The organism is Lachnoanaerobaculum sp. (genome assembly GCF_057250505.1).
The window spans coordinates 1-10,245 of the sequence record NZ_DBHIEQ010000046.1; the positions used below are offsets into that span (position 1 = coordinate 1).

Annotated in this window: 13 protein-coding genes, 1 pseudogene and 1 riboswitch; all 14 genes and pseudogenes read left to right on the plus strand. The window is 37.4% G+C overall.

Features of this window, described 5'->3' with window-relative positions:
- Window positions 1-239: 239 nt before the first annotated feature.
- Window positions 240-464 carry a type II toxin-antitoxin system RelB family antitoxin gene (gene relB, locus ACO6FI_RS12570; protein ID WP_485457635.1) on the plus strand — a complete coding sequence of 75 codons (225 nt, stop codon included), beginning with the start codon at window positions 240-242 and terminating at the stop codon, window positions 462-464.
- A complete protein-coding gene (locus ACO6FI_RS12575; RefSeq protein WP_314446884.1) occupies window positions 461-730 on the plus strand; it encodes a type II toxin-antitoxin system RelE family toxin in 270 nt (89 codons plus the stop codon). The genes relB and ACO6FI_RS12575 overlap by 4 nt, the downstream gene beginning before the upstream one ends.
- A gap of 77 nt (window positions 731-807) precedes the next feature.
- Complete coding sequence (gene ylxM / locus ACO6FI_RS12580; protein ID WP_485457636.1) at window positions 808-1,164, plus strand: YlxM family DNA-binding protein; 357 nt, start codon at window positions 808-810, stop codon at window positions 1,162-1,164.
- A 10-nt stretch (window positions 1,165-1,174) separates the two neighbouring features.
- Complete coding sequence (gene ffh / locus ACO6FI_RS12585) at window positions 1,175-2,530, plus strand: signal recognition particle protein (protein WP_485457637.1); 1,356 nt, start codon at window positions 1,175-1,177, stop codon at window positions 2,528-2,530.
- A gap of 66 nt (window positions 2,531-2,596) precedes the next feature.
- Window positions 2,597-2,839 (plus strand): 30S ribosomal protein S16, encoded by a 243-nt coding sequence (gene rpsP / locus ACO6FI_RS12590; protein ID WP_124952015.1) that lies wholly within the window; start codon window positions 2,597-2,599, stop codon window positions 2,837-2,839.
- A gap of 12 nt (window positions 2,840-2,851) precedes the next feature.
- Window positions 2,852-3,079, plus strand: a complete 228-nt coding sequence (locus tag ACO6FI_RS12595; RefSeq protein WP_040457856.1) for a KH domain-containing protein — start codon at window positions 2,852-2,854, stop codon at window positions 3,077-3,079.
- Window positions 3,080-3,153: 74 nt separating this feature from the next.
- Window positions 3,154-3,663 carry a ribosome maturation factor RimM gene (gene rimM, locus ACO6FI_RS12600; RefSeq protein ID WP_485457638.1) on the plus strand — a complete coding sequence of 170 codons (510 nt, stop codon included), beginning with the start codon at window positions 3,154-3,156 and terminating at the stop codon, window positions 3,661-3,663.
- A 1-nt stretch (window position 3,664) separates the two neighbouring features.
- Complete coding sequence (gene trmD / locus ACO6FI_RS12605; protein ID WP_485457639.1) at window positions 3,665-4,414, plus strand: tRNA (guanosine(37)-N1)-methyltransferase TrmD; 750 nt, start codon at window positions 3,665-3,667, stop codon at window positions 4,412-4,414.
- The gene (locus ACO6FI_RS12610) at window positions 4,407-5,516 is read left to right on the plus strand and encodes a DUF4317 domain-containing protein (RefSeq protein ID WP_485457640.1); all 1,110 of its coding nucleotides are present in this window, start codon (window positions 4,407-4,409) and stop codon (window positions 5,514-5,516) included. Before trmD ends, ACO6FI_RS12610 begins: the two co-directional genes overlap by 8 nt.
- 80 nt (window positions 5,517-5,596) lie before the next feature.
- Window positions 5,597-5,713, plus strand: a riboswitch (FMN riboswitch).
- 86 nt (window positions 5,714-5,799) lie between these two features.
- Complete coding sequence (locus tag ACO6FI_RS12615; protein ID WP_485457641.1) at window positions 5,800-6,543, plus strand: ECF transporter S component; 744 nt, start codon at window positions 5,800-5,802, stop codon at window positions 6,541-6,543.
- Between the two features lie 23 nt (window positions 6,544-6,566).
- Complete coding sequence (locus tag ACO6FI_RS12620; RefSeq protein ID WP_485457642.1) at window positions 6,567-6,698, plus strand: hypothetical protein; 132 nt, start codon at window positions 6,567-6,569, stop codon at window positions 6,696-6,698.
- 142 nt (window positions 6,699-6,840) lie between these two features.
- Window positions 6,841-9,129, plus strand: a complete 2,289-nt coding sequence (locus tag ACO6FI_RS12625) for a RelA/SpoT family protein (protein ID WP_485457643.1) — start codon at window positions 6,841-6,843, stop codon at window positions 9,127-9,129.
- A complete protein-coding gene (locus tag ACO6FI_RS12630) occupies window positions 9,129-9,791 on the plus strand; it encodes an MBL fold metallo-hydrolase (protein ID WP_485457644.1) in 663 nt (220 codons plus the stop codon). Before ACO6FI_RS12625 ends, ACO6FI_RS12630 begins: the two co-directional genes overlap by 1 nt.
- Window positions 9,788-10,245, plus strand: a pseudogene (locus tag ACO6FI_RS12635) (coproporphyrinogen dehydrogenase HemZ); the annotation flags it as partial. The gene ACO6FI_RS12630 and the pseudogene ACO6FI_RS12635, both read left to right, overlap by 4 nt.

Sequence of the window (10,245 nt, forward strand, 5' to 3'; positions counted from 1 at the left end):
AGTAATAATGGGGCTTTCAGCCACTTTCATGGCGTTGACATGAATAATCTAGGTTAGATTTTCAGTTGTCAAGTAAAGCGCTTGACAGTTGAAAATTGAAAGCTTTAAATGGAAATAAACTTTTCACCCTAGGTGACTTTTAAAGCATATCGTGTATAGTAAAAATAAATTTTGAAGGTCATATTTGACAAAATATAATTAAAGTAATACAATTGTATTACATAAGAAAGGAGAGAGTTATGTCTGTAATTAGTTTGAGAGTTCCTGAAAATGAATTGAACGTTTTTAAATCATATGCAAAACATAATAATAAGTCCTTGTCTGAAATAATCAGAATTGCTATGCTTGAACGTATTGAGGACGAATATGATCTTAAGGTTTTTGAAGAATATGAGGCTGAGAAAAAATCAGGTACACTAAAAACAAGACCAATTAGTGAACTTTGGAAAGAACTTGACTTATGATTTATGAAATAAGTACAACAGAAAAATTTGATAAAGCATTAAAAAAATTAGATAGGCAAACTCAAAGGATAATTAAAGCATGGATTGAAAAAAATCTGATAAACTGTGAAAATCCAAGAATCCATGGTAAAGCTCTTACGTCAAACAGGAGCGGACAATGGAGATATAGAGTTGGAGACTATCGTATTTTAGCTGAAATACATGATAATAAACTTGTTTTAATTCTCGTTGATGTCGGGCATAGAAGAGATATCTATTTGTTTTAAAGCATGTATACTAATTTTTCAAGCTGTCAAGTAAAAACACTTGACAGCTTCTTTTTATGCTGTTATACTCTCACAGTATGGAAAATAACGATATTGAAAAATATATCAATCAAGGTACTTTATACGAATTTTACGGCAAGCTTTTGACAGTGCATCAGCAAAGGATTTATGAGGATGTGGTGTTTAATGACTTATCACTGAGTGAGATTGCCGAAAATGAAGGCATAAGCAGGCAAGGGGTCAGCGATCTTATAAAGAGGTGCAATAAGGCCTTGGTGTCTTATGAAGAAAAGCTTGGATTGATAAGAAAGTTTGATGAAACAAAATCTTATGTAAAAGAGATACAAAAGATTGTTAAGATATATCAGGACACAAAGGATGAGGGACTTGTTGCAAAGATTGATGAGCTTTCGTCCAAGATACTGGATGTATAGGAGGTTTTAAATGGCTTTTGAAAGCTTATCCGAAAAACTTCAAAATGTTTTCAAGAATCTTCGCGGCAAGGGCAGACTTAGTGAGGACGATGTACGAATCGGACTTAAGGAAGTAAGACTTGCGCTGCTTGAAGCTGATGTAAGCTTTAAGGTAGTGAAGGATTTTATAAAGAGTATTCAAGAAAAGGCAACAGGTGCCGATGTACTCAATTCGCTCACACCGGCTCAGCAGGTTATCAAGATTGTTAACGATGAGATGGTTTCACTTATGGGAAGTGAGACTACAGAACTTAAGATAAAACCTTCAGGTGAGATAACCGTTATCATGATGGCAGGTCTTCAAGGCGCAGGTAAAACGACCACAACCGCAAAGCTTGCCGCTAAATTAAAGAAAAAAGGCAACTCTCCGCTGCTTGTAGGTTGTGATATCTACAGGCCTGCCGCTATAGAGCAGTTGAAAAGAAACGGTGAGAAGGTGGATGTGCCTGTATTTGAAATGGGAACAAATCATAAGCCTGTAGAGATTGCAAAAAAGGCTATAGAGTATGCCAAAGAGAATCGCCACAATATCGTATTCCTTGATACCGCCGGACGTCTGCATATAGATGAAGATATGATGGACGAGCTTATTGAGATCAAGGATAATGTAAATGTTGACGACATAATCTTGGTGGTGGATGCCATGACAGGTCAGGATGCCGTAAATGTAGCCGAGACTTTCAATGCAAAGCTTGATATCACCGGAGTAATACTTACAAAGCTTGACGGTGACACCAGAGGCGGTGCGGCTCTTTCCGTACGTGCCGTTACAGGCAAACCGATACTCTATGTAGGTATGGGTGAGAAGCTCTCTGATTTGGAGCAGTTTTACCCTGACAGAATGGCAAGCAGAATCCTAGGAATGGGTGATATCCTTTCGCTTATTGAAAAGGCCGAGATGGATATGGACTCTGAGAAGGCAAAGAAACTTTCTCAAAAAATTGCCAAGGCTGAATTTGATTTCAACGACTTTTTAGATCAGCTGGAACAGCTTGAAAAGATGGGCGGAATGGCAAGTATACTCAGTATGTTACCCGGAATCGGAGGCAAGGCTGCTCTGCCGCAGGTGGATGACAGTCAGATGGTAAAGATAAAGGCCATTATTCAGAGTATGTCTGAAAAAGAAAGACTTGATCCGAGTCTTTTAAACCCTTCCAGAAAAAACAGGATTGCAAAGGGTTCAGGTGTAAATATCGGTGAAGTCAATCGTCTGGTTAAGCAGTTTGAACAGATGAAAAAGATGATGAAGCAGTTCCCGGGAATGATGAAGAATAACAAAAAGCGAGGAGCCCTTGGAGGTCTTTTCGGCGGGAAGTTAGGTTTTTAAGGATTCTATTCTAGATATTAGAATTGATCATATATAGATTTTTATAGCTATTAGGAGGATAATAAAATGGCAGTTAAGATGAGATTAAAGAGAATGGGACAGAAGAAGGCACCTTTCTACAGAGTAGTAGTTGCTGACGCTCGTTCACCAAGAGACGGTAGATTTATCGCTGAGGTAGGTACATATGATCCTACAGTTGATCCAAGCGTAATCAAATTTGACGAGGAGAGCACAAAGAAGTGGCTTTCAAACGGTGCACAGCCTACAGACAGAGTTGCTAAGCTTTTAAAGAGTGCCGGTTTATTATAATAAGGACTGAATATGAAAGAAGTCATTGAAGTTATAGCAAAAGCTTTGGTTGACGACCCGGCTTCAGTAAAAGTTGAAGAGACAATTGACGGTGATACTACTGTTTGTACACTGTCTGTAGCCGAGGCTGATATGGGCAAGGTTATAGGTAAGTCAGGAAAGATAGCAAAGGCTATACGTTCCATAATAAAGTCAGCATCTATAAGAGCTGAAAAGAAAGTAGTATTAGAGATAAAATAACAAGCAAGCTGCTACATATGTAGTGGCTTTATTGTTATCTAAAGGCTTATTAAGTAATTTTGAGAGTGAATAAAATGACAGATAGATTTAGAGTGGGAGTCATTACAAGTTCTCACGGAATAAAGGGTGAGGCGAAGGTTTATCCTACATCTGATGACTCAAACAGATTAAAAAAGATTAAAAAGGTATATGCAAATATCAAGGGAGTTGAGACAGTACTTGATATTGAAAGTGTCAGATTTCAAAAGAATATGGCACTTGTAAAATTCAAGCAGTTTGATAATCCTGAAGCAATACAGGCTTTAAGAAATGTAGACCTTTTTGTTGACAGAGAGAATGCCACACCGCTAAAAAAGAATGAAAATTATATTGCGGATCTTATAGGGCTTGATGTGATAGATGAAAACAACACTCGGATAGGAAAGGTTACAGATGTTTTCCCTACAGGTGCAAACCATGTAATGGAAGTGGATACAGGCGAAAAAAAAGTGCTTTTCCCATATATCAGTCAATGTATACTGGATGTAAACCTTGACGAGGGAGAAATTAAAGTCCATGTTTTGGACGGACTTTTGGATTTATAATATGAAGTTTTTTTGTTTAACATTATTTCCCGAGATGATAGAAATGTGTATGAACACAAGTATAGTCGGTAGAGCCATAAAAAACGATTTATTATCAATGGAAGCTATAAATATTCGTGATTATACACTTGATAAACATAGAAGAGTGGATGATTATCCTTACGGCGGCGGTGCAGGTATGGTAATGCAGGCTGAACCTATACATAAAGCTTATGAAAGTATATGTGACAGGCTTGGTAAGAGGGCAAAGCTTATATATCTTTCACCACAGGGCAAGGTGTTTGATCAAAATGATGCCAAAGAGCTTGCAAAGCTTGATGAAATAGTATTTCTCTGCGGACATTATGAGGGTGTCGATGAAAGAGCACTGGAACTTACAAACGCGCAGTGTTATTCAATAGGTGATTATGTGCTTACAGGAGGTGAGCTTCCTGCACTTGTGATGATGGACGCCATTGCAAGGATGGTGGACGGCGTGCTTACCAATAATGAAAGTGCGGATTTTGAGTCGTTTGAAGACAATTTGCTTGAGTACCCGCAGTATACAAGACCTGTAGAATATGAGGGACTTAGGGTGCCTGATATGCTTCTTTCAGGTCACCACAAGAATATAGAAGAATGGCGCAGAAAAGAGTCTATAAAGAGGACTTATCTTAACAGACCGGATTTACTAAAGAATGCCGATCTTTCAAAAAAAGATTTGGAGTATTTGGATGAGTTAAAAAAGGAAGGCGGTGAATGTAATGATTAGAGAAGAGATAAATGAGATAAAAAAGCAGTTTAACAAGGATACAAATGTTATTACAAAGTATGCCGGATGCTATGTTGATGCTGAAAAAAATATAAAATTTATGACAAAGGATGCTTTTTACTCACTGCCTGAGGAAGACGCCTTCAAATATGAGGAGATTTTCAGAAAGACTCTTTCAGGTGCTGTCGGAAAATCTTTGTTGACTCTGGATTTTTCTATTGATGAGGAAGGTGAAGATACTCCGCATGAATTTCTTATGAAACTTAGAGAGAGCAGACTTGACGATGAGTTGATTTTGGATGAATTTTTCAGAAAAGTTATTGACGCATATGAGTATGCCGAAAACTACTACATTATACTGGTCGATATGATGTATGACATACCGGGTAAGTCAAGTGATAAGCTTTCAATGGAAGATGCTTCAAATGAAGTTTATCGCGGTCTGCTTTGCAGTATCTGCCCTGTCACATTGTCAAAGCCGGCACTCAGCTACTTTGCAAATGAGGGCGTAATTGCAAACAGAATCAGAGATTGGATTGTAGGTATGCCTATGCACGGATTTTTATTTCCGGCTTTTACAGACAGAACTACAGATATACATGCGGCACTATACTTCAGCAAGAAAAACGATGCTCTGAATGAGAGTTTTATAAATGAGATTATAGGTGTAAATCCTCCGATGTCGTCAGTAATGCAAAAAGAGACCTTTGAAGCAGTATTATATGATGTCTTAAGAGATGAACTTACAATGCCTGTGATGTCGGCTCTGAGTTCAAATATGCTTGATCTTATTGCCGAGAATTCACAAAATCCCGAGCCGCTTGTACTTACCAAAAACGATATGGTAAAACTTATATCAAAAAGCGGTGTCTCCGATGAGGCCGTGGAATCATATGAGAAAAGTGCGGATGCGGATATTGAGGTATTTGCAGACAATGTGGTTGATACAAGAAAGTTTGAGGTAAAGACTCCGGGTATCACCGTAAAGACGGATACGGATTCAATTGAGAAGCTTGAAACCAGAGTGATAGACGGCAGAAAATATCTGCTTGTACCTATTGAGGATGATGTTGAAGTAAACGGAATGCCTGTGAAAGCATAAATTTACAAAATTAAACTGTGAAAAACTATTTTCATATTGACTTTTTTTATAAAAAGTTTTAAGATTAAGTAAATAAAATAATAATTCTTCGGGGCGGGGTGTGATTCCCTACCGGCAGTATAGTCTGCGACCTGCATAGCAGTTGATTTGGTGAGATTCCAAAACCGACAGTATAGTCTGGATGAGAGAAGAGTGTTTTCAAGATTCGTTTAATCGCCCCCTATTCTTAGGGGGTTTTTATTTTGGAAAACACACTCCGAAGCATATGCTATGGAGGTAGTTTATGTTAACAGCAGTAGTTGATAATTTAGTTTTTGTGGCAGAATTCCTCGGAATTGTATTTGCCACATTTGTAGTCGCATTTGTCTTTGAAAAGATAGCAAATAAAAGGTCGGGGTATGGCGGGTCTGTTATTAACACTCAAAAGATTGCCATGATCGGTCTTTTCGGTGCAATAAGTACAATACTTATGATGTTTGAAATTCCGCTTCCTTTTGCACCTACATTTTATAAGCTTGACTTTTCAGAGTTGCCTATAATGATAGTTACCTTTGCTTTCGGTCCGGTAGCAGGCGTGCTTACAGAGTTTATAAAGATTTTACTTAAGGTGATGTTTAAGTCTACATCTACAGCCTTTGTAGGTGAGCTTGCAAACTTCTGTGTAGGTGCTTCACTTATTCTTCCTGCAAGTATTATCTATATTTTCAACAAGACCAGAAAGGGTGCTTTGGTAGGCAGTATCACAGGTACAATTATAATGACCGTTTTCGGTTCGGTGTTTAATGCACTTTATCTTTTACCTAAGTTTGCACAGCTTTTCGGAATGGATTTAAATGCTATTATAGGTATGGGAAGTGCGATAAATCCTTCAGTAAGCAATATTCAAACATTTGCACTTATGATTGTGGCACCTGTGAATTTATTGAAAGGTACTTTGATATCGACACTTACTATAGTTTTATACAAGAAGTTTTCACCTGTTTTAAAGCACGGCAAAGCTTTCAGAGAAGTGAATATGGCAAAATAATATTTTATAGCTTAGGGGGATATATGTTTAAGAACAGTAAATCGTCACAGGCTTTCGTCAAGGCTTTACACACTTTCGGTATGGTTTTACTTATAATAACAGCATTACCGATTTATATTTTGCTTGAGCTTTGTAAGATGCAAAAAAGAAGATAATTATCTTAAATAATTAAGACCGGCATATTTTTGCCGGTTTTTTATTTTGGTCTTATTGCTTTTTTTAAATTATATTCGTATAATGGAATCTTAGACAAATATACAACAAATTGCAATATTTAGCCTAAGAGTAAGGAGTTTGATGAAAGAGGACAATTTTAATTTTCTGAATGAAGATATAGAGACTCAGATTGATAAGCCTGCTGATTTTACATCACCTGAAAGATTACACAAAAAGCTTATTGAAATCATATTGCATTATCATCCGTCAGATGATATCTCTATGATAACTAAAGCTTATGAACTTGCAAAAAAAGCACATAACGATCAAAAGAGAAAGTCAGGTGAACCGTATATAATTCACCCTATTTGTGTTGCGATAATCCTTGCCGAGCTTGAGCTTGACAAAGAGACTATAGCTGCGGGACTTTTGCATGATGTAATAGAGGACACCGTAATAACATATGATGAACTTGCAGATATGTTCGGGGTGGATGTTGCCAATTTGGTAGACGGTGTTACAAAGCTGACACAGCTCTCACTGAAGAATGACAAGATTGAGATGCAGGCTGAAAATCTTAGAAAGATGTTCCTTGCTATGGCAAAGGATATCAGAGTCATACTTATAAAGCTGGCGGACAGACTCCACAATATGCGTACGCTTCAATATATGAAGCCTGAAAAGCAAAAAGAAAAGGCAAGGGAGACTATGGATATATATTCTCCTATTGCACAAAGGCTGGGTATTTCAAAGATAAAGGTGGAACTTGACGACCTTTCATTAAAATATTTGCATCCTGATGTATATTATGATTTATCGGAAAAGTTGGCGTTCAGAAAAGAACAAAGGCAGCAATTTGTTGATGAGATAATAAAGAAGTTTTCACAACATTTATCTGAAACAGGAATGAAATTTACAATCAACGGCAGAGTAAAGCACCTCTTTTCAATATATAAAAAGATGGTGAATCAAAATAAGACACTTGATCAGATCTATGATGTATTTGCCATCAGGATTATTGTAGACAGTGTTACGGACTGCTACCTTGCGCTGGGTACGGCACATGAGATATATAAGCCTATCCCCGGCAGGTTTAAAGACTATATTGCCATGCCTAAGCCGAATATGTATCAGTCACTTCATACGACTTTAATATCGGATACAGGTCAGCCTTTTGAGGTACAGATAAGAACTGTAGAGATGCATAAGACTGCGGAGTTCGGTATTGCGGCACACTGGAAGTATAAAGAGAGCGGAAGCGGCTCTGTAGCAAAGGGAGCTGAAGATGCCAAGATGAATTGGCTCAGACAAATACTTGAATGGCAGAGAGATATGTCCGACAATGCCGAATTTTTAAAGGTAATAAAGAGCGACCTTGACCTTTTCTCAGACAATGTATACTGCTTTACTCCGGACGGAGATGTAAAAAATCTTCCTGCAGGTTCAAACCCTATAGATTTTGCTTATTCCATACATTCAGCTGTAGGAAACAAGATGGTGGGTGCCAGAGTAAACGGAAGACTTGTAAATATCGACTACGAGCTTAAAAGCGGTGACAGAGTAGAGATAATCACTTCACAAAACTCGAAAGGCCCAAGCAGAGACTGGTTAAATATCGTAAAGTCAAATCAGGCCAGATCAAAGATACAGCAGTGGTTTAAAAACGAATTAAAAGAGGACAATATCCTTCGCGGAAAGGATATGCTTGAAAAATACTGTAAGGCAAAGGGTATCAACTGGGCTGAGATAAACAAACCTCAATTCCAGGAAAAAGTAATGAAACGATATGCTATCAAAGACTGGGATTCCATTTTAGCTTCTTTGGGACACGGAGGACTTAAAGAAGGTCAAATCATCAACAAGATGGTGGAAGAGAGAAACAGAATCGCAAAGAAGGAATTCAACGACAGTGCAATACTTGAGAGCATTGGTGACGGCAGTGACAAGGAAGTCATTGTAAAGAATTCAAAGTCGGGTATTACCGTAAAAGGTATTGACGACCTTGCTGTAAGATTTTCAAAATGCTGTAATCCTGTACCCGGAGATGAAATAGTTGGATTTATCACAAGAGGTAGGGGTATATCTATCCACAGAACGGATTGTATAAATATCATGAATCTGCCTTCAGATGACAGAATCAGAATTATACCTGCCGAGTGGCAGGAGTTTGAGGATTCAAAGCTTGCCGAAAAGTATCAGACCGAACTTCAAATTTTTGCACACAACCGTACAGGACTTTTTATGGATATAACCAAAATCTATAGTGAAAATGATATTTCCATTACATCTATCAATGTTCGTACAAATAAAAACGATATTTCAACTATAAATCTTGTTTTTGATATAAAGGGAAGAGAGGAACTCAACTCACTTATAGGAAAGCTTCGACAGGTGAGCGGAGTAATAGATATTGAAAGGACTGCAGGTTAATGAATAAAATCGGAGTATATGTACTGACACTCGGTCCGGTACAGACAAATGTATATATAGCATATAATAAGGAAAGTCTGGAATGTTTTATAGTGGATCCGTCCGCACAGGCTGAAAATATTATAGATACAATAAAAGAACATAAATTAACACCGGTTGCAATTTTGCTGACACATGGTCATTTTGACCACATAATGGCGGTAAATGAATTGGTGAAAGAATATAATATTAAGGTTTATATTTCAAAATATGACGATGAGATGCTTTATGACAGCCGCAAATCAGGCGGAAGCTCCTTTATCGGAAGCGGATATATTACAAAGGCGGATGTACTCTTAAATGACGGTGATGTATTGCATCTGCTTGATAAGGATATAGTATTTATAGCAACTCCGGGACATACAAAGGGATCGGGTTGCTACTATATTGCAGATGAAAAGCTTTTGTTTTCAGGAGATACCGTCTTTAGAGAAGACTGTGGAAGAACAGATCTTTACGGCGGTGACAATCCGTCCATTATAAAGTCGATATATGAAAAGGTGTTGACTTTACCTGATGATGTAAATATACTGCCGGGGCATATGGATATGACTACCGTTGCACATGAAAAAAAGTACAATCCCGTAGCAATATATGTAAAAAAGCATGGTATTGACAGATGATTTCACTGCTTTTAGAGGATATGACCTTTGAACAGGATATAAGAGAGCTTTTAATGGCATTTTATCCCGGTGAAAAGTATATTTATACAGACGATACGGCAGTGTTAAGGCTTCACTTACATAAGAAAGAGCATGAGTATCATATAAGTATAAATACGGAAAGTGAAGCCATAGAGTTTTGTTCAAAGATAAAAGATACCAAGTTTGATACAAAAAATGAGTTGAAAAGAAATATTTATATCAATCTTTTAAAACTTGGAAACAAAGAGTTGCCTTGGGGTACACTTACAGGTATAAGACCTACCAAGATAGTGATGGATCTGCTTGAAAAAAATATGCCTCTTGAAGAAATAAAAAAACATCTCAAAGAGGTATATCTGGTAGGCGATAAGAGAATGAATCTTTGCATAGATACGGCTTTTAAAGAGTTTAATATTCTAAAAAAGATTGATTA

What these genes read in the sequence shown, in the direction of transcription:
- relB (WP_485457635.1), top strand. Translation starts at nt 240, where the DNA reads ATGTCTGTAATTAGTTTGAGAGTTCCTGAAAATGAATTGAACGTTTTT.
- ACO6FI_RS12575 (WP_314446884.1), top strand. Translation starts at nt 461, where the DNA reads ATGATTTATGAAATAAGTACAACAGAAAAATTTGATAAAGCATTAAAA.
- ylxM (WP_485457636.1), top strand. Translation starts at nt 808, where the DNA reads ATGGAAAATAACGATATTGAAAAATATATCAATCAAGGTACTTTATAC.
- ffh (WP_485457637.1), top strand. Translation starts at nt 1,175, where the DNA reads ATGGCTTTTGAAAGCTTATCCGAAAAACTTCAAAATGTTTTCAAGAAT.
- rpsP (WP_124952015.1), top strand. Translation starts at nt 2,597, where the DNA reads ATGGCAGTTAAGATGAGATTAAAGAGAATGGGACAGAAGAAGGCACCT.
- ACO6FI_RS12595 (WP_040457856.1), top strand. Translation starts at nt 2,852, where the DNA reads ATGAAAGAAGTCATTGAAGTTATAGCAAAAGCTTTGGTTGACGACCCG.
- rimM (WP_485457638.1), top strand. Translation starts at nt 3,154, where the DNA reads ATGACAGATAGATTTAGAGTGGGAGTCATTACAAGTTCTCACGGAATA.
- trmD (WP_485457639.1), top strand. Translation starts at nt 3,665, where the DNA reads ATGAAGTTTTTTTGTTTAACATTATTTCCCGAGATGATAGAAATGTGT.
- ACO6FI_RS12610 (WP_485457640.1), top strand. Translation starts at nt 4,407, where the DNA reads ATGATTAGAGAAGAGATAAATGAGATAAAAAAGCAGTTTAACAAGGAT.
- ACO6FI_RS12615 (WP_485457641.1), top strand. Translation starts at nt 5,800, where the DNA reads ATGTTAACAGCAGTAGTTGATAATTTAGTTTTTGTGGCAGAATTCCTC.
- ACO6FI_RS12620 (WP_485457642.1), top strand. Translation starts at nt 6,567, where the DNA reads ATGTTTAAGAACAGTAAATCGTCACAGGCTTTCGTCAAGGCTTTACAC.
- ACO6FI_RS12625 (WP_485457643.1), top strand. Translation starts at nt 6,841, where the DNA reads ATGAAAGAGGACAATTTTAATTTTCTGAATGAAGATATAGAGACTCAG.
- ACO6FI_RS12630 (WP_485457644.1), top strand. Translation starts at nt 9,129, where the DNA reads ATGAATAAAATCGGAGTATATGTACTGACACTCGGTCCGGTACAGACA.